Annotated in this window: 17 protein-coding genes and 1 pseudogene; 3 read left to right on the top strand and 15 right to left on the bottom strand. The window is 62.8% G+C overall.

What is annotated here, in order from left to right; genetic code table 11:
- Positions 1 to 2: 2 nt before the first annotated feature.
- The 5 genes from JZY06_RS05165 to JZY06_RS05145 form a co-directional block, all read right to left on the bottom strand.
- Entirely contained in the window at positions 3 to 1,625 is a 1,623-nt protein-coding gene (locus JZY06_RS05165) for a mannitol dehydrogenase family protein (RefSeq protein WP_207118848.1), read from the bottom strand.
- A 178-nt stretch (positions 1,626 to 1,803) separates the two neighbouring features.
- Entirely contained in the window at positions 1,804 to 3,471 is a 1,668-nt protein-coding gene (locus tag JZY06_RS05160; protein WP_207118846.1) for a DUF4091 domain-containing protein, read from the bottom strand.
- A 6-nt stretch (positions 3,472 to 3,477) separates the two neighbouring features.
- On the bottom strand, positions 3,478 to 4,284 hold the full coding sequence (locus tag JZY06_RS05155; protein ID WP_207118844.1) for a carbohydrate ABC transporter permease: 807 nt from the start codon (positions 4,282 to 4,284) through the stop codon (positions 3,478 to 3,480).
- Between the two features lie 2 nt (positions 4,285 to 4,286).
- Positions 4,287 to 5,165 (bottom strand): carbohydrate ABC transporter permease, encoded by an 879-nt coding sequence (locus JZY06_RS05150; protein ID WP_207118842.1) that lies wholly within the window; start codon positions 5,163 to 5,165, stop codon positions 4,287 to 4,289.
- Positions 5,166 to 5,261: 96 nt separating this feature from the next.
- Positions 5,262 to 6,509, bottom strand: a complete 1,248-nt coding sequence (locus JZY06_RS05145; RefSeq protein ID WP_207118840.1) for an ABC transporter substrate-binding protein — start codon at positions 6,507 to 6,509, stop codon at positions 5,262 to 5,264.
- 133 nt (positions 6,510 to 6,642) lie between these two features.
- Here JZY06_RS05145 and JZY06_RS05140 point away from each other — a divergent pair, with 133 nt between their 5' ends.
- Entirely contained in the window at positions 6,643 to 7,782 is a 1,140-nt protein-coding gene (locus JZY06_RS05140; protein WP_207118838.1) for an ROK family transcriptional regulator, read from the top strand.
- Between the two features lie 124 nt (positions 7,783 to 7,906).
- Here JZY06_RS05140 and rplO read toward each other — a convergent pair whose 3' ends face one another.
- Genes rplO through rpsH form a run of 6 tightly spaced genes read right to left on the bottom strand, consistent with a single transcriptional unit; the run spans position 7,907 to position 10,620 of the window.
- The gene (gene rplO / locus JZY06_RS05135; RefSeq protein WP_207118836.1) at positions 7,907 to 8,356 is read right to left on the bottom strand and encodes a 50S ribosomal protein L15; all 450 of its coding nucleotides are present in this window, start codon (positions 8,354 to 8,356) and stop codon (positions 7,907 to 7,909) included.
- Positions 8,357 to 8,362: 6 nt separating this feature from the next.
- Complete coding sequence (rpmD, locus tag JZY06_RS05130; protein ID WP_207118834.1) at positions 8,363 to 8,548, bottom strand: 50S ribosomal protein L30; 186 nt, start codon at positions 8,546 to 8,548, stop codon at positions 8,363 to 8,365.
- A 3-nt stretch (positions 8,549 to 8,551) separates the two neighbouring features.
- Positions 8,552 to 9,211, bottom strand: coding sequence for a 30S ribosomal protein S5 (rpsE, locus tag JZY06_RS05125; protein ID WP_207118832.1), 660 nt, complete (start codon positions 9,209 to 9,211; stop codon positions 8,552 to 8,554).
- A 43-nt stretch (positions 9,212 to 9,254) separates the two neighbouring features.
- Positions 9,255 to 9,662, bottom strand: coding sequence for a 50S ribosomal protein L18 (gene rplR, locus JZY06_RS05120; protein WP_207118830.1), 408 nt, complete (start codon positions 9,660 to 9,662; stop codon positions 9,255 to 9,257).
- A 3-nt stretch (positions 9,663 to 9,665) separates the two neighbouring features.
- Positions 9,666 to 10,202, bottom strand: coding sequence for a 50S ribosomal protein L6 (gene rplF / locus JZY06_RS05115; protein WP_207118828.1), 537 nt, complete (start codon positions 10,200 to 10,202; stop codon positions 9,666 to 9,668).
- Between the two features lie 16 nt (positions 10,203 to 10,218).
- Positions 10,219 to 10,620, bottom strand: a complete 402-nt coding sequence (rpsH, locus tag JZY06_RS05110; RefSeq protein ID WP_207118826.1) for a 30S ribosomal protein S8 — start codon at positions 10,618 to 10,620, stop codon at positions 10,219 to 10,221.
- Positions 10,621 to 11,153: 533 nt separating this feature from the next.
- On the opposite strand from rpsH, the pseudogene JZY06_RS12615 reads away from it, so the two are divergent.
- Positions 11,154 to 11,627, top strand: a pseudogene (locus JZY06_RS12615) (hypothetical protein); the annotation flags it as partial.
- Positions 11,628 to 11,969: 342 nt separating this feature from the next.
- Here the strand turns inward: JZY06_RS12615 and JZY06_RS05100 are convergent.
- From JZY06_RS05100 to JZY06_RS05090, 3 genes are all read right to left on the bottom strand, one after another.
- Entirely contained in the window at positions 11,970 to 12,782 is an 813-nt protein-coding gene (locus JZY06_RS05100) for an ATP-binding cassette domain-containing protein (protein WP_207118824.1), read from the bottom strand.
- On the bottom strand, positions 12,779 to 13,765 hold the full coding sequence (locus tag JZY06_RS05095; RefSeq protein ID WP_207278751.1) for an ABC transporter permease: 987 nt from the start codon (positions 13,763 to 13,765) through the stop codon (positions 12,779 to 12,781). Before JZY06_RS05095 ends, JZY06_RS05100 begins: the two co-directional genes overlap by 4 nt.
- Before the next feature lie 189 nt (positions 13,766 to 13,954).
- Positions 13,955 to 14,902 (bottom strand): substrate-binding domain-containing protein, encoded by a 948-nt coding sequence (locus JZY06_RS05090; RefSeq protein ID WP_207278750.1) that lies wholly within the window; start codon positions 14,900 to 14,902, stop codon positions 13,955 to 13,957.
- Positions 14,903 to 15,286: 384 nt separating this feature from the next.
- Here JZY06_RS05090 and hypE point away from each other — a divergent pair, with 384 nt between their 5' ends.
- A complete protein-coding gene (hypE, locus tag JZY06_RS05085) occupies positions 15,287 to 16,390 on the top strand; it encodes a hydrogenase expression/formation protein HypE (RefSeq protein WP_207118822.1) in 1,104 nt (367 codons plus the stop codon).
- A 4-nt stretch (positions 16,391 to 16,394) separates the two neighbouring features.
- Here hypE and JZY06_RS05080 read toward each other — a convergent pair whose 3' ends face one another.
- On the bottom strand, positions 16,395 to 18,881 hold the full coding sequence (locus JZY06_RS05080) for a carbamoyltransferase HypF (protein WP_207118820.1): 2,487 nt from the start codon (positions 18,879 to 18,881) through the stop codon (positions 16,395 to 16,397).
- Between the last annotated feature and the right edge of the window lie 11 nt (positions 18,882 to 18,892).

Genomic DNA, 18,892 nt, shown 5'->3' with positions numbered 1-18,892 from the left:
GGTTACTTGACCACTTTCTTGATTGTTGCGCGCACAGCACCGGGGGCACTGCGCAGTTGTGTGAAAAGCTCCAGGACACGGCGGTCCATGCCGACTGCCGCCAGATCGAATCCGAACACCGACTTATCGGAGAGGAACCCGCGGATTTCCTCTTGTTTCCCCTCGGGCAGCGGCGTGTCGGACAGGCCGATGCCGTCGACGAGTTCATCGAGTCGTTCCTGCATCGGATCGGGTGAGCACTGCATCGGTTGACCGGCATCGTCGATACCGAGCCGGTAGCGCAAAAACAGTGCCAGCACCAGCGGGATGGCGACAAGCTCACCCAGGTCGCGGCCGGCCTGAAGACTGGAGGTGACCGTCTCACCGAAACGGATCGCCAATTTCTGGGAGGTGTCCATGGCGATCCGGGCCGGATCATCCGGCATCGCCGAGTTGGTCAGCCGGTGGGTGAACAGTTCATCGAGGAATTCCTCCGGGGTGACGACCTGCGGGTTGACCACCACCGGCAGGCTGTCGTGGTAGACCAGCACCGTGGCCAGTGCCTTGAGATCCTCATCCCCCATCGCCCGGTCGATGGAGGGCACACCCAAAAGACAGCTGCTCAGCGCCAGTGCCGTATGCACCGGGTTCAAGCAGGTGGTGACTTTCATTTTCTCGAAATCGAGGCAGGTCTGCCGGTCGGTGAAAATGGCGCCGACGGTATCCAGCGGCGGCCTGTCACCGGCGAAACGATCCTCGATGAGCAAATATTCCGGGATTTCGGTGTTGACGAAACCGGCGATCGGCCCACCGTAGCTGTGGTCGATGGCCATATCGGTAAAACCCAGCTCCGCAAGGTAGTCGGCGACTTCCCCGCTGGGCCGCGGGGTGATTTTGTCGATGACCGACACCGGGAAGGCAACCTGGTCCTCATCACCGAGCCAGTCAATGAAATCGGAGTCGACGAAACCGTGTTCGTTCCACGCCGCGGCAATGGTGCGCACCGCTTCGGCGAACGCATCACCGTTGCGGGAAAAATTATCGAAGCTGATCACCGTCACCGGTGCCCCACCGGCGGTAAAACGCCGGTACAGACCACGGGCAACCTGCACCATGGCGTGCTGGCTGGAGTGCTGTGGGCCGGAGTGGACCGCGTCAGCGACCTCGGGGTGGAAGCTGAATTGACCATCCGCCCCGGTGGAGCCGATACGGTAGCCCTTTTCGGTAATCGTCGCGGTGACCACAGCCACCCGCGGGTGAGCCAACAGTGACAGGAAACGCTCATCACCATCCGGGTCGGTGGTTTCAATGGCCGCCACCAGGCTGCCGATCACATCCAGCTGCCGGGTGCCGTCAGCACCCAGACCCACCCGAAGGCTGAGAAGATCATGGTCGGTGACCTGGTGGACGGTGCCGACCGAATCAATGGTCTGCACCCCGTGGATGGGCCACCAGATGTCCCGGGACAACAGATCATCGGCCATTCTGGCGATGAAAGCCCGGAACAGGTTGCCGAATCCCAGATGCACCCACCGGGGGTCATCGTCGGCTTTGTCCCGGGTGGACGCCACATCAAAGTGCGGCAGTCCAACTCCGGCACGCTGGTAGGCGCCGGTGTCCTTGATTCCCTGACAGGTCAATTCCATTGTGATGCAGTCCTTCGTCAATCGGCTGTGGGCGGATGATGTGATCGGTTGAGTGAAAAAATCCCCGGATGCGTGCGCCCCGGGGGCCGGGGTGCTGCACCGCCCGGCGGTGCCGGGCGGTGCGTGGTGGAACAGCAATCGTGCCGGGACAGAGCATGCTCCGGTGGTGCGGGGTCTGTCAGCTGGTCGCCGCCAACTCAACAAGCGCGCGGATGATCTCCGCGTAGCGGTCGGGGCCGGGGAAACCAGCCGCATAGTCCAGCTGTCCGGCAGGGTCGATGACCGCGATCACGGCCTCCCGGCCATGCTTTTTCTCCGCGGCCCAGCACAGTTGAAGGCTGGTGAAGGCCTGCCTGAGCATGGCCAAACGCAGCGAGCCTGTCACCGGGCTTGCCGGGGTGGGGCCGGGATAGACCAGGAACGGATCCCCCGACAGGAAGTTGCCGCCGGCGTCGGTGTTGGTCGCCGGGTCGATGGTGCTGCGGGAATACTGGGAGTAGTAGAAGTCGAAACCCCAGTGCAAAAAGCCCGCGCAGGCGAACTTGTACAGCTGGAAGCCCTGGACCAGGTGGGCGGCGGCGGTCTGCGCGATGAACTGGTTGGCCTGCCCGACAGACTGGGAGACACAGTAATAAACCCATTCCGGTTCATAGTCGGCCGCGCGGAAACGCTCCACCTCGGAGGTCGCCACCACCGGGGTCTGCACCACCTGGAGAAACTCCGGGTCACTGACCGCATCAATGATGGTGGCCCCGTCCAGCAGTGCCACCAGGTCGCCGGTGCGGTTGGTAAACGACTCCAGGTTTTCCTGCCGCGGCTCATCGGACATGTGCCACCAGATGCGGTCGGGATCGACCTGGCTTTCCAAAAATTCCCTGAGCTGCGGAAGCAGCTGTTTGAGGAAATCGAGATATTCCGGGTCATTGCTTTGGGTGTGCCAGCCGAAAGTGGGGGTCGTTGTCGACGGGGCGGTCCACAGCGCCGGCACATCAACGAAAATCGGTGCCGCGGCTGTCGCCCCCCACTGGGAAAACAGGTGCGGGACCTCAATTCCGGTTAACCCCGCCCGCCTGGAGCATTCGATCCACTTGGCCACACCGGAGAAATCGAAGCTGTAGCCGTCACCGGTTTTTTCCACTCCCAGAAGCTGGCAGTGGGTGCGGTAGGAACCGATTTCCACATCCAGCGGCGGTGACCAGATCGGCGCCAGCACAGCGGTGGTGCCAATCGATGCCGCCGCCCGCATGTGCTGTTCAACCGCCTGCCAGTAGTCCCGGCCGAAGACCTCGATGCCGTAGTGGTCGGCCACACTGTCGGTGTGGATCCACCGCAGAATACTGGTGGGAACCTCTGCTTTTTCCACCTCGACGGCACGACAGTCGATGGTGCGGTCGATGAGTGTGTCACCGGTGTCGTGCTCGGCCAGGCGCACATGCACCCGGCCGGTGCACCGGTTGTCGGGAAGCTGCACATCAACCCACACGGTGTTCCAGCCGACATGAGTGGGCGCCACCGTCAACGGGTGCCCCGCCGACAGGTCAAGGGCCACCAGTTTGTCCGGCAGAAGACCCGGCTCGCTGGTCTGGTAGCCGTAGATGTCCGGATACCAGATCGGGCAGCGGACCGGAACCAGATCCACCCGGTAGGCGGCCAGGTCGACGGCCTCCGCGTCCAGGACGATATCCAGCTTCGGCCAGTGCGGGGTGCGCTGCTGGCGGGGGAAACGGAAATGAATCTGGAAGCTCACCGTCGACCCGGTGGGGCCGACCAGTGCCACAGTGGGCTGGTCGTCAACCGTGTCGGTGGGATGGATTTTTCTGAACGCGTCTGTAATTGAAACTTCCATCGCCGATTAGCCCTTGATACCCGTGGCTGCGACACCTTCAACGAACTGCCGCTGCAGGAACACATAGACGAGGAAGGGAACGACGAAAGCAATGGTCGTACCGGCCATCACCAGGCCGTACTGGGTCAAAAACGCGCCGGACAGTTTCGAGATCGCCAGCGTCACCGTCTGCTTGGTATCCGACTGCAGTGACACCAGCGGCCACATGAAGTCGTTCCAGGTGCTCAGGAAGGTGAACACGGTCAATGCGGTGAGCACCGGGCGGATCAGCGGCAGCACAACCGAGCGGAAGATACGCCAGTCGGTGGCGCCGTCGATGCGGGCGGCCTCGAGCAGGGACGGCGGGATACCGACCATGAACTGGCGGACCAAAAACACACCGAAGGCATTCAAAATGGGAAGTGCCAGCGAAATTGTGGTGCCCAGGATGCCGATCTTGCGGAAGATCACAAAGTTCGCGATCACCGTGACCTGTGCGGGAACCATCATGGTGGCCAGGTAAATCCAGAACAGCACCTCGGAGCCGACGAATTTTTTGAACACGAAGCCGTAGGCGGCCAGTGAACAGATCACCACGTTGGACACGCAGGCGATGATCACCACCGAGGTCGACAACAGCAGGGCGTTGCCGAATCCCTGCACCTGGAACAGCTCGATGAAGTTGTCGAAGGTGAATCCGGAATCGGCGATGTCGAATCCGAAGGTTTCACGTTTCTGGAACGCGACGAGGATCATCAAAATGAACGGCAGCACCGAGATGATGATCAGGAAAACAATGAAGGCCCAGAGGAGAGTCTTTCCCAAACGTGCCATGATCAGTCCTCCAACCGTGAGTAGAATTTCTGCTGGACGATCGACACCAGGGCGACGGCCGCAAACAGGACCATGGCGATGGCGGAGGCGTAGCCGAAGCGCAGGGTCTGGAAGCCCTGCTCGAAGATCTCGATGACGATCGTGGTTGTCGCACCCGCGGGTCCGCCACCGGTCATGGCGTAGACCAGGTCAAAGACCTGGAAGGACCAGATGGTGCCGAGGATGACCACCAGGAAGGTGATCGGGCGCAGCCCCGGCAACGTGATGTGGATGAACTGCTGGAAGCGCCCCGCACCGTCAACCAGTGCCGCCTCGTAGCGCTCATGGGGGATTTCTTTGACACCGGCGTAGTAGATGACCAGGAAGTAGCCGATGTGTTTCCAGGCCGAGACCAGCGACACGGAGATCAGCGCATTGGTGTGGTCGCCCAGAAAGTTCACCGGCGGTATTCCGACCATGTCCAGAAGTTCGTTGACTGTTCCGCCGTTGGAGGCCAACATGTACTGCCAGACCGTACCGACCAGCACCAGGGATGCGACCACCGGAATGAACAGCACCGAGCGGACGAACTTGGACAGAACATCATTGTTGGTGCGGGCGAGCACATCAGCCAGAAGCAGGGCAATGACCGTCTGCAGCGGCACGGCGATGGCGGTGAAAATAACCGTGTTCTTCACGGCGTCGACAAAGGATTTGTCGGAGAAAAGCTCTTTGTAGTTCTCGGTTCCGATGAACTCGGGGGCACCGAACAGGTCGTAGTCGCTGAACGATAAAACCGCGGTGTAGATGATGGGCACAATCGCGATCAGCATGAGGATCGCAAACGACGGCAGGACATAAAAAAAGCCCGCGTAGCCCTTCGTTTTTTTCTTTCTCTCCATGGTGGGACTCCGATGAGAAAAATCATGTGCCGACCCGGGGCCGTGGCCTGCGCTGGCAGGAAACGCCGGCCCCGGATCGGCAAAGCTGGGGGGAATTTACTTTTCGAGGGCCTTGTTGCCCTGGTCAGCAGCGTCTTTCAGGGCTTCTTCCGGGCTCTTCTTGCCGGTGAGCATGGCCTGCATCTCGGAGTAGAGGATCGTCAGGGTCGGGGCCGAGTTCGGCAGAATCGGCTGGACATTGAGAACCTCGGGGTTTTCTTCGTACAGCTTGCTGAACTCGCTGGGGTTGTCGATCTTTTCGTCTTTGCCGACCGGCTGGTACGGGGCCTGCTTGTGGAAGCGCGACATCTGCTTGCCCTGGGTGAGGTAGTCCATGAACTTGTAGCAGAGATCCTTGTCTTCGCAGCCTTTGAACATGACCAGGTCATCGGAGGCGATGAAGGTGCCCTTCTTCTTGTGGTCCAGGGAGAGAACCCAGCCGTAGTTGACTCCGGCGTCATCCCACAGGGAGCTCTTGGCCTCGGACTCGAACAGGTAGGCAACCTCACCGTTTTGGAAGGACTTGCGGGAGGACTCGACGTTGGCGCCGGTCGACGAGGGGTCGAGCACCCCGGCATCCATCATGTCTTTGAGGTACGCGGCCGATTCCACAACCTCGGGGCTGTCGAAGAGCGTCTTGGAGCCGTCCTTGGCGAACAGCTCACCGTCGTTTTGCCAGATGAAGGGGAAGAAGTTGGAGTTCATGATGCCGCGGCCCTTGTCGCCCCACGGGGCGATCCAGGGGGTGATCCCGGCTGCCTTGAGCTTTTCGCCGCCGGCTTTGAAGTCATCCCAGTTGGTCGGCGGTTGAACACCGGCCTTGTCCAGCAGGTCCTTGTTGTAGAACAGGACACGGGCGGCACCGACCAAAAGCGGCAGGCCGTACTGGGTGTCGTTGAACTGACCGGCCGGCAGGTAGAGCAGGTTGTCCTTCTGCTCGGCTGTCACAAAGTCATCGAGGGCGACCAGCTGATCTTTGGCGATGTAGTCGCCGAGCATCTCCGGGTAGAGGTAGCCGACATCGGGGCCGTTGCCGGAGGCGACACCGGTGAGGAACTTCGTTTCGTAGGCATCCCACGGCACGACCGTGATGTTGACCTTGACGTTGTTTTCCTTTTCGAAGTCGGCGGAGATCTCGCTCCACATTTCTTTGTCGCGGTTGTCGTTGGCCAGCGTGGGCATCCACAGGTTGATGGATTTCTGTCCACCGTCACCTGCAGATTCTTCGTTTCCGTCGCCGGAACACCCGACCAGGGTGCCGGTGGCCAGAGCGGCTACGGAAAGTGCTGCAATGATACGCTTCATGATGTCTCTCTCTCGTCGAGGGGTCCTCGCAAGCCGTTCTTGCAGACCCTTATTTAACACCGTTACAGAACATCGTAATATTAGTAGTTGTTCCCGTCAACAGATTTTCCCGATCCACCAATTTCAGGCCCCAATGAACCCCCCCAAACAGGACAAACGCCACTCGCAGCAACGCATTCTCGACGTTCGGAGAGCCAATGAACAACGGGCATTGAACTGCCTGTTCAAAGCAACGCACGGTTTGACCCTGGCGGAGCTGGCCACCCAAACGGGGCTATCGCGTCCCACGCTGACGAAAATTTTCCGCCACTTCGAAAAAGAACAGCTGGTGGTCCCGGAAAAGGCCTCCACCGACCAGGTTTTCGGCGGGCGGCCGGCCATGCGCTATTCGCTGTCGCCCCACCACCACGTGTCCGTGGTTATCCGTGGTTTCCACGGTGCCTTGGAGGGGCTGTTGGTTGATTCGGCGGGCCAGGTCAGGCAGACCATCACCACGGATTTGCCGGATGCCTCCCGCGCGGCCACCGAGTTTCACCGTATGGCCGAGCGTCTTCGCCGGGAGGCCGGTGACACCCCCATCCAGCAGGCGCTGGTCATTGTCATGGGTATTGTCCGCGACAACCGGGTGATCCGGTCCTTCGTGTTCCCCAGTCTGACCGAACCCGGATTCGTCGATGGTCTCAACGATGTGCTGCAGTGTCCGATTGAGATCGTCAATGATGCGAAAATGGCGGCCTTGGCGGCCAATTCCGAGCTCACCGAACAGCTCGGGGAATCACCGGCGGTGCTGATTGGTCTCCACGTCTCCGAGGCTTTCGGTTTCGGGCTGGTCCTGGGCGGCCAGATTTTCGAGGGCGGTCACAATGCGGCCGGCGAGATAGGTTCTGACCGGTCATCGCCGCTGCTGGAAGCCGAGCAGGCCATCGGCCGTGTTGCCGCCGAGCACGCCATGACCATCCGGGAGGTCTATGAAGCCGCCGACGACGGCCCCGAAGCGGTCCGCACGGCGGTCGAGTCTTTCTGCCGCATGGCCGTCAAGGCGATCCTGCCGGCGGTGCTGGCACTGGATCCGAACTATATTTTCATCACCGGTGCGCTGACCCGTGCCGGCAGCATGGTGCACGACATTTTCACCGAGCAGCTCACCAGTGCCTGCACTTTCCCGCCGACCGTGAAGTTGTCGCCGGGGGAGGAAAGCTATGTCCTCAAAGGGGCTTTGGAGCGGGTACGCAGCCTGGATGCCGCCCTGGCCTGCACCGCGTCCGGGAAATAGCGGGTGACAGGCGCATAAAAAAAACCGGCCCCCGGCACTACAGGTGCGGGGGCCGGTTTTTCAACGTCTCCCCCACCCCAACAGGACTCTGTCGGGGGCGGGGGTGCAAGGCGTGGTGTGTGACCTAGCCTTCGACGGTGATCGAGCCGCCGGCGGCTTCGATCTTTTCTTTGGCGGAAGCCGAGAACTTGGTGGCGGTGACATCGACCTTGACGGTGATGTCGCCGTTACCGAGAACCTTCACCGGCTGCTTGCGGCGCACGAGGCCTGCCGCAACCAGATCGGCGATGGTGACGGTGCCACCGTTGGGGAAGTGCTTCTCGAGATCGGCGACATTGACCACCTGGTAGGTGATTTTCGCCGGGTTTTTGAAGCCCTTCAGTTTCGGCAGACGCATGTGAATCGGCATCTGGCCACCTTCGAACGCAGCAGAGACCTGCTTGCGAGCTTTGGTGCCCTTGGTACCGCGGCCAGCGGTTTTACCCTTGCTGGCTTCACCGCGGCCGACGCGGATTTTCGCTTTGTTGGCGCCCTTGGCGGGGCGCAGATCGTGGAGCTTGATGGGCTCACTCATCGTGATTTACTCCCCTTCCACTTCTTCGACGGTGACGAGATGCGCGACAACTTTCAGGTTGCCGCGGACGGCGGCGTTGTCGGGGTGCACGACGGACTGGTGGATTTTACGCAGTCCGAGCGCCTGCATCGCGTCTTTTTGTTTCTTCTGGGCCCCAACGAGGCCTTTTTTCTGTGTGATTTTCAGAGCCATGGTTTAAGCCTCCTTGGCTGCGGCGCGGGCGCGCAGCATGCGGGCGGGGGCAACTTCCTCGATGGACTTGCCGCGGCGGGCGGCAACTTCCTCGGGGCGCACGAGCTGCTTGAGGGCATCCACAGTGGCGTGGACAACGTTGATGGCGTTGTCGGAGCCAAGCGACTTCGAGAGAATGTCCTGGATACCCGCACATTCGAGCACCGGGCGGGCGGCACCGCCGGCGATGACACCGGTACCGGGGGCTGCCGGGCGGAGCATAACCACGCCTGCGGCTGCTTCACCCTGCACCGGGTGGGTGATGGTGCCGGCAATCATGGGCACGCGGAAGAAGTTTTTGCGTGCTTCTTCGGCACCCTTCTGGATGGCCGCGGGAACTTCCTTGGCCTTGCCGTAGCCGACACCGACCATGCCCTGGCCGTCGCCCACGATCACCAGAGCGGTGAAGCTGAAGCGGCGACCACCCTTGACGACCTTGGACACGCGGTTGATGGTGACAACGCGCTCCAGGTACTGGCTGCGCTCGTCGTCGCGGCCACCTCCGCGACGGTCGTCGCGGTCGCGGCCGCGGCCACCGCCGCGGCGGTCGTTGCGGTCGTTGCGGTTGTTGTTGTCCTTGTTGTCGGCGGAGCGTCCGCCGTCACGCCGTTCACGTCCCGGCATTACGCGATCCTTCCGTTGATGGACTGAGTTTTGTTAGCGGTCATTAGAATTTCAGACCGCCTTCCCTGGCTGCGTCGGCCAAAGCGGCGACCCGGCCGTGGTACTTGTAGCCGGCGCGGTCGAATTTGACCGCTTCGATACCGGCATCCTTGGCACGCTGGGCGATCAGTTCGCCGACCTTGGCGGCCTTGGCTTTCTTGTCGCCTTCCAGGCCACGCACATCGGCTTCCATCGAGGACGCGGCGGCAAGGGTCTTGCCTTCCATATCGTCGATGACCTGCACATGCATGTGGCGGGAGGTGCGGTGCACCACCAGGCGCGGGCACTCTGCGGTGCCGCGCATGTTCTTCCGGATGCGTGCGTGGCGTGTGGCACGGGCCTTGCGGCGGCGGGTCGAGATGTCCCGGCCGATCGGCAGGCGCTTGTTCTGCTGCTGCTGAGTATGGCTCATGATTTACTTACCCGTCTTTCCGACCTTGCGGCGGATCTGCTCACCGGCGTAGCGGATGCCCTTACCCTTGTAAGGATCGTCCTTGCGCAAACGGCGGATGATAGCGGCGATCTGCCCGACCTTCTGCTTGTCGATACCCGTGATGGAGAACTTCGTGTTGCCGTCGACGGCAAAAGTGATGCCCTCCGGGGGCTCAATCAGAACGGGGTGGGAGTAACCCAGAGCGAACTCGAGATTCGAGCCCTTCTGCTGGACACGGTAACCGACACCGAAGATTTCCATCTTGATGGTGTAGCCCTCGGTCACGCCGATGACCATGTTGTTGATCAGCGAACGCGACAGTCCGTGCATGGCACGGGACTTGCGGTTGTCGTCGGGGCGGGAGACAACGACTTCCTTTTCCTCCACCGTGACGGTGATGGGTTCGGGAATGACGGTCTCAAGTTCGCCCTTGGGGCCTTTGACTTTGACGGTGCGTCCGTCGATGGCAACCTCGACCTTGTCGGGGATGACGACGGGATTCTTACCGATACGCGACATAAGTGTTCTACCTCCCTTACCAGACGTAGGCGAGGACTTCCCCGCCAACGCCCTTCTCGGATGCCTGCCGGTCGGTGAGAAGACCCTGGGACGTGGAGATGATCGCCACGCCCAGGCCTCCGAGGACCTGCGGCAGGTTGGTGGATTTCGCGTACACACGCAGGCCCGGCTTGGACACGCGGCGCAGTCCGGCAATGGAGCGCTCACGGGTCGGGCCGTATTTCAGTTCGAGGGTGAGGGTCTTGCCGACCTTCGGGGCATCCTCGACGGTGTAGTTGGAGATGTAACCCTCCTGCTTGAGAATCTCAGCGATGTGAGCCTTCAGCTTGGAGGACGGCATCGACACGCTGTCGTGGAACGCGTTGTTGGCGTTCCTGATCCGCGACAGCATGTCGGCAATGGGATCAGTCATGGTCATGGTTAGACCGTTATGCCTTTCTCGTTGGGGTTCCTAACCACCCGTGCGTTATCGCCATTGACTCTGGAAGAGCGTGTGAGCTGCTTCCGGCCCGGCCACTAGCGCTTTCCCGTGACGGACAACATACTGTCGTCGTCGGCGGGAAAAACCAGCTCAGTAGCTGGCCAGCTCGCTGCCGGACCTATCGGCGGACGCCTGTCGGGCGTCATGCCCGGGGCGGTTGGGCCTACAACAAAGTAGGTGGACGTGTGAAGTTTGTTTTCCGGGACCGGCGGACAGAAGCCAACGGGCATCACCTTGCGGCGGCAACCTGCCGAATCTATCCCCCGCGCACGTGCACCGGACGCATCCTGTCGGAGACAACCGGGGAAAACCATGCACCTCAGCAGCGCCAAAAAGACACGCTGGAATGACGGACCGTGCGAAAAGTCCAAGTGGAAACCCTAACACACCTGGGACACCTGCACAAATATGTTCTGCCACCGGTGTCGCGCAGCCCGAATGCGCCGTTCATCCCGTCGGTGTTCAGGAACATGTTCCGCCCCCGCAATATTTCTTTGGCGGGAAGCCTCTTCGCCGCGGAACTCACGAGCGCACTTCACGACTTCCGGACCGATGGATTTTCAGCTTCCGGAAAATGCCGACGCCTCCATCTCCGGCAGGGTCAACGCACCGCTGGTGACCCGCCGCGCACCACCGTCACCACATCCCGCCTGGCCACCATCGCCGACCGAATCGAGTCCCTGGCAGCCGACACTGATCCGGATACTGCAGCGGTGATGGAACGCCTCACGGCGGAAAATCCAGCGCATCGACGCCCGTATAGAGATGGTCAGACGCGACGGGGTCACCCCGCCAATGCCCACGACTCGGCCGAGGGACTGTCCGGCTGTGAGGCACAGGAGAAGATCACCGCCACGTTTTCCCGGTGGAAGGAATTCTCCGATTCCGATGTCCGCACCCTGATCGGGGTGGTGCGGTGGCTCAGCGACAACGACCTCCGGGGCATGGACATCCGCCACATCCCGGTGTTCGGGGTGGACACCACATGGCTGCAAAAAAACACCGCCCCGTGGTGGAGGCCTTCCCCGCTGGTGTTCACCGGCCCGTCTTACCCGGTGGAGGTGATGTGGCCGGATCCGGGCCTGGATGTCGACGGCTTCACCCGGGTCGGGGTGATGCCCGGGGAATTCAACCCCACCGACACCCACGGGGTGGCGATTCTGGGCGCGGTGCACCATGGGCTGCCCATCCGCTGCGCATCGAGCAGGAACGTATCCCGCTGGACTACGCCACCGAGATGCTGCGGCGCACCATCGGTTGAGCGCACCCGGGGGCGGAAAAAGGGTTTAGTTCTCCCGCCGCAGTTCGTGTTCGAGGGAAGCCAATTCCCCACCGCCCGCCATCTGCAGGGTCAGCTCATCGAGGGTGATCTCATCCCGGGTGGCGTTGAGAATCGGGCTTCCCAGTTTCAGCACCATAAAATGGTCGCCCACCAGGTAGGCGTGGTGCGGGTTGTGGGTGATCAAAATAACCGCCAGGCCCCTGTCCCGGGCGTCGGCGACGAATTTCAGCACCATGCCGGACTGTTTGACCCCCAGTGCGGCGGTCGGTTCATCCAGCACCACCACCCGGGCGCCGAAATAGATGGCGCGGGCGATGGCCACCACCTGCCGCTGCCCGCCGGACAGCCGCTCCAGGGGCACGTCGACATCGGGAAGATCAATGCCCATTTTCAGCAGTGCCTGCTGGGCCTCTGATTTCATTTCCCTGGTTTTCAACCAGCCGACAGGCCCGGTGGTTTTTTCCTGGCCGAGGAAAAAATTGCGCCACACCGGCATGGAGCCGACAACCGCCAAATCCTGGTAGACGGTGGCAATCCCGGTGTCCAGGGCCTGTTTCGGCGAGGAGAAACTGACCGGTTCACCGTCGATGAGGATGGTGCCGTCGGTGGGTTTGTGCAGCCCCGACAGGGTTTTGATGAGCGTTGATTTACCGGCCCCGTTATCGCCCAGAATGCAGGTGACCTCCCCTTTGTCCACGGCCAGATCAACATGGGACAGCGCATTGAAGGCGCCGTAGGATTTGCCGACGTCTTTGAGCTCAATCACCGGTGCACCCAGTGCTTCGTTGGCGCGACGGTCGCGGGTGATGGTGGTCATGAGTGTTTCTCCGAGTAGCTGGCAAATGATTTGTTGGCGATCACGGCAAACAGCAGCATCGCGCCGAGGAAGAATTTGAACCAGTCGGGGTTCCAGCCGGCATAGACGATCCCCTGGTTGGTCATGCCGAAAATCAGCGCCCCGATGGCGGTGCCGATGGCGGTGCCCCGGCCGCCGGTCAGCGCGCAGCCGCCGATGACAGCGGCAATGATGTAGAGGAACTCGTTGCCCACGCCCTGTCCGGCCTGGATGGAATCGAAGGCGAACAGGTTGTGCATGCCGACAAACCAGGCGGCCAGACCAACACCGATGAACAGAAGGATTTTTGTCCGCGCCACCGGCACGCCGACGGCCCCGGCCGCTTTATCGTCCCCGCCGACGGCGAATATCCAGTTGCCGAAGCGGGTTTTGTACAGCACCAGTGAGGCGACGAGCACAAACAGCAGCCACCAGAACACGGTGATCTCCACTGCGGTGCCGCCGATGGTGACCTGGGAGGCGAAGACTTTTTTCGCCGAGGAAAATCCCTCCATGTCTCTGATCGACGGGGTGGCCACCTGGTTGGTGACCAGTTTGGTCACCGCCAGGTTCGCCCCCTGCAGCATGAGGAAGGCCGACAGGGTGATCAGGAAGCTGGGGATTCCCGTTCTGGTGACCAGCCACCCGTTGAACACTCCGACGCCAACAGCCACCCCCATGGCCAGCAGCGCCCCGACCCAGACATTGAGATGCAGGTTGTAGGCGAACATGGTGGCCGCCAGGGCGCAGGTGGTCACCGCCACGCCGGAGGACAGATCGAATTCGGCGCCGATCATCAGCATGCCGACCGCCAGGGCCATAATGCCCATCGTCGATGAGGCATACAGCACGGTGGCGAAGGCGTCGAAAGAGCGAAATGGGGGCGCCACCGCCATGAACAGGGTGAAAATAATGATCGCACCGACCAGGCTGGCAAGTTCCGGGCGACGGATCAACTGGTCGATCCTGCTGCGGGGTTTGAGCCGGTTGTCCCGGTCGGTGGTGGCGGTGGGGCTGGTGGGCGACAAGGTGATGTTTTTTCCGTCTTTTTCGGTTGTTTTTTCAAGCACTGACGATACCTGCGGCGGGAACGGGCACACCTGCCCCACCCGGGCGGGCCCGGGCGGGGCCGGGCAACCGGTATCACACCGCCGCTAGCGAAGGCCCTTGGTGGCGGCGTCGGCGATCTGGTCGACGTTGTCTTTGTCGACGAAGCTGGGGCCGGTGTAGACCGGTTTCCCGCCGCCGACCGTCGAGCCGTTGCGGTTGTGAAGCCACAATGCTTCCACCGCCAGGTAGCCCTGGACATAGGGCTGCTGGTCAATGGCGAAGGCCACGGTGCCGTCCTTGATGGCCTGCACCAGTTCGGCGTTGGTGTCGAAGGTGGCGATGGACACCTCCGATCCCGCCGCGTCGGCGGCATCGGCGGCCACCAGGGCGACCGGGGCGACCAGACTCATCACCCAGTCGATGGATGTGTCCTGGGCCAGTTTCGCCTGCACGGTCGATTTCACGCTGGTCAGATCCTGGCCGTTGACGTAGAGCAGCTCCACGTCACCGCCGCCCATGCCCTTTTTCACCCCGGCGCACCGGGATTCCTGGGAGGAGTTTCCCTGTTCGTGGATGACACACAGCACATGCTTGGCGCCGCTGTCGCCCAACCGTTTGCCGGCCATCTCCCCGGCGACGGATTCGTCCTGGCCGAAAAAGCCGTCGAGGCGGTACTGCTCCAGGGCCGCCATCCCGGAGTTCAAACCGACCACCGGGATACCGGCGTCCATGGCTTTTTTCGCCACCGGACCCAGGGTGTCGACATTGGGCAGGGTCATCGCGATGCCGTCGACTTTCGAATCAATCGCCGACTGCACCAGATTGACCTGGTTGGGTGCCTGCGGGTCAGAGGAGTATTTCAGCTCCACATTGGTGTTGGCCGCCGCATCCTCGGCACCTTTGCGCACCAAATCCCAGAACGTGTCACCGGGGGCGCCGTGGCTGATCATCGCCACGGTCATTGCCGGGGGCTGATCCGCCCGGTCCCGGTCGCCGGTGGCTTCAGCGGGTGCGGGGGCCCCACCGGTGGAGGAGCATCCGGCCACAATCATGGCGGTGGCGGCCAGTGCCGCAACCACTGTGCCGAGACGACCACGGGATGTCTGTTCGGAAGGTGATGTATGCCAAAATCGTTTCACCCTTGCGAATTTAACTCGCTGTTAACCCTCCCTAGCAAAACCGGTGACCTGCAGGTTTACCGGTTAAGACGCTGTGAGCTGCGGCTGCCCCGACGATGGGAGCCACCCGCGGGGCACCCCCGGATCATGTACGTAACCTATCGCCTCGTGGGGTGGGTTCCGGCGGTGGGGCTTCCCCCGGGCACAGCCCGGAAACCACTCCCCCGGAAACGGTGCTGCGGCTAGACTTGGCTTTCACGGGGACTTTGCATTCCGCGGGTTCCGCCCACCACTTCCGGTAAGGCTTGGACAACAACCATGGATCCGAAAAACCGTCTCAACGACGACGAGAAAAAAGTCAACAGCAATATCTCCCGGGTCAGGTCACGACCGCACCGGTTGACCGACTCCTATGTGACCCTGGCCCACGGGGCCGGCGGCAAAGCCTCCGCCGCCCTGGTCGAGCAGGTGTTTTACCCTGCTTTCGACAATGACATTCTGGCCCAGGGCGGCGACTCCGGGGTGGTGGATGCGTCCCTGATCGGTGAGATCACCGGCCGGATCGCGATGTCGACCGATTCCTATGTCGTCAATCCGATCGAGTTTCCCGGCGGCACCATCGGGGAGCTGGCGGTCAACGGGACGGTCAACGATATTGCGGTCGCCGGGGGACAGCCGAAGGTGATCACCGCGGCATTCGTGCTGGAAGAGGGCCTGGATATCGCCACGTTGACGAGGATCGTGAAGTCGATGCGGGAAGCCGCCGACACAGCCGGGGTGACCATTATCGCCGGGGACACGAAGGTGGTGCCCAAAGGTGCCTGCGACAGGCTCTACATCACCACCGCCGGTATCGGGGTGATCCCTGAGGGCCGTGATTTCGGCTACCACCGGGTGGAGGAAGGCGACCGGATCATCTGTTCCGGGCCGATTGCCGACCACGGGATGGCGGTGATGATGGCCCGCGGTGATCTGGCGATGACCGCGCCCATCCAGTCCGATACCCGGGCGGTCAATGCTCTGGTGGACGCTGTCTGCGCGGCCGCCCCGGACACCCGGTGGATGAGGGATGCCACCCGCGGCGGGTTGGCTACCGTGATGAATGAACTGGCCCGCGGCAGCGGGAAAGGGGTGGCTTTGGACGACGGGGCCATCCGCGTGCGGGAGTTGACCCGCGGCGCCTGTGACGTGTTGGGCATTGATCCGCTGTATGTGGCCAATGAGGGCACGTTCACCGCCGTCGTCCCGGCTGAGCAGGCCGATGCCGCGGTCGCCGCCCTGCACTCCGCCGGCGCCGACCAGGCCGGTGTTATCGGCCGTATTGTTGCCGAACCCGCCGAATCAGTGGTGCTGGTCACCGGTTTCGGCGGCACCCGCATGGTCGACATGCTGGTCGGCGACCCGCTGCCGCGCATCTGCTGACAGGTTACGCGTCGGCGGCGCCGCACATTCCGGCCCACGCCTGCCCCAGGGACAGCCCGCCGTCCCCGGCCGGCACCACCGTGTGGGTGAGAAGCCGGGTGCCGGGGCGCAGCTGGTGCAGATGCTCTTCCAGATCGGCGACAAGGATCTCATTGTGGGCGCAGCCGCCGGTAAACCCCACCGGAACCTGTCGGTTGCCGGGTGCCCCGGCCCGGCGCGCGGCGGCAAGAAGCTCCCGTGCCAGCACCCGGCTGATCCGGTGGTGGAAGTTTCTGGCCGCCACGGCTGCCGCCTGCACCGGATCAACCGCCCGGGCCACCAGGCCCACCTCATCAACCAGCGCCTGAAAAACCTGCTGCACGGAACAGTCATCGGCAGCCTGTGCGGTGGGTGCCGCCGCCCGGGCGGCCAGCTGCTCGTATTCCATGGCCGCCTGCGCATCAAAGCTTTGGTGGATACCGCCGGGAATGATCCGGCCGGTGGCCGCCGCACCACCCGCCGCGATAAGTGCTGCTGCGGTGAGCGCGCAGGCGGCATCGATGACCCGGCCCAGGGAACTGGTGTCAACGCTTCGCGCCGGGTCGGCCAGGCTGGCCCGCACCACCGGCAGCTGCTGCGCGGCATCGTCGATGGCGGTGAGATGGTCCAGCACCTGTCCGTTATCGATGTCCCACCGGTGGGCGATCCCGGCGGCCAGCCGCCAGGGGTGACGGATGGCGGTATCACCGCCGGCCAGCGGAAAAACCGGGAGGTGCCAGCTGCGCTCCCAGTGGGCCAGACCGTTGTCACCGGATCCGCCGAGGGTGAGTATTTCCCCGCCCCAGACGGTGCCGTCGGTGCCGTAGCCGGTGCCGTCGGCGGCCAGCACCACCAGCGGGCCGGATGTGATGCCGTGTTCGGCGGCCAGACTCATCGCGTGGGCGTAGTGGTGCTGGATTTTCACCAGCCTGACACCGGTGTGGTCGGCCAGGCGTTCAGCCGCCCGGGTAGTCGCATAGTCGGGGTGCATGTCGCAGACAATCAGATCGGGGTGCCGTCGCCTAGCCGCTGTCAGGGTGTCGATGGCCCGCTGGTGTGCCTGCTGCGCGGCAAGACTGCCCATATCGCCGATGTGGCAGGAGATGAACGCCATGTCCCCGTCGGTGAGGGTGACGGTGTTTTTCAGCTCCCCGCCGCAGGCCAGCACTGTCGGCGGTGTGCTGTCCGGGGCCACCGGCAGGGCCAGCGGAACCGGGGCGAATCCGCGGGAGCGCCTGATCGGCAGGGTTTTCCTGAACACCGAATCTTCCACCGGGACTTCGATCGGCCGGTCGTGGTAGACAACACCGTCGGCCAGGCCGTCGAAGACGGCTGCGGCCTGCCTGTTGCCGGTGACCAGCGGTTGGCCGGGGGCGTTTCCGGAGGTCGCCACCACGGGCCGGTCCACCAGCAGCCGGTGCAGCGGCGAGTAGGCGATCACCACCCCGATCTCGTCGATTCCGGGGTTGACCAGACCGGACAGTGGTGCGCCGGGGGCGGCCGGGGCGATCACGATCGGGTGCGCCGGATCGGTGAGCAGTGTTTTTTCCTGTTCGCCGAGTTCGACGAGTGTTTCGGCCTGCGCCAGGTCAGCGACCATGACGGCCAGCGGCTTGTGGGGCCGGTTTTTCCGGCGCCGCAGACGGGCCACCGCCTCATCGTCGGCGGCATCGGCCAAAAGGTGGAATCCACCGATTCCCTTCACCGCCAGGATGTTGCCCGCCGCCAGGAGTTGTTTCGCCCGGGCGATGGTCCCATCGCACTGCAGGCGCCGGTCGGCCCGGACAACCGGTGCGGGGGCCTGATCCGGGTTGCTGTCGTCGGGGTGTTGTCGCTGGTCGGCAAGAAAAGCGGTGAAGGGATCCACATCCGGTTGATCTTTCGCGGAAGTGAATTCTTCCAGCCAGATCGTCGGACCGCAGTCGAAACAGCTGACCGGTTGGGCGTGGTAGCGCCGGTTGTCCGGGTCGGTGTATTCGGCCCGGCAGGCCCGGCACATGGGAAAATGGCGCATGGTGGTGCGCGGACGGTCATAGGGCAAATCCGTGATGATGCTCAGCCGTGGCCCGCAGTCGGTGCAGGTGATAAACGGGTAGCGGAAACGCCGGTTCGCGGGATCGTCCATCTCTTCCCGGCACCGCCGGCACACGGCCACATCCGGCGGGATGAGACTGCGGCCACCGGGATTCGTCTGTGAGGCGACGATGGAAAAACCCGCCTCACCATCCACCGGGGTGAGCTGACGCGCCGTGGTGTCGATGATGCGGGCCAGCACCGGGGCCTCATCAACCAGCCGCCGGGTGAACTCGTCCAGCTGCCCACTCTCGCCCTGGGCTTCAATGAACACCCGGGCATCATCGTTGCCGACGACACCGGTCACCCCGGTGGCGGCTGCGACTCGTGCAACATGCGGCCTGAACCCCACCCCCTGCACAATGCCGCGGACGGTGATGGCACGGCGGGTCACAGACATGACCCCATCCT

The organism is Corynebacterium mendelii (genome assembly GCF_017307055.1).
Taxonomy (GTDB): Bacteria; Actinomycetota; Actinomycetes; order Mycobacteriales; family Mycobacteriaceae; genus Corynebacterium; species Corynebacterium mendelii.
Note: the sequence above shows the minus strand (reverse complement) of the source record. Positions and strands in the feature narration are given on the sequence as shown.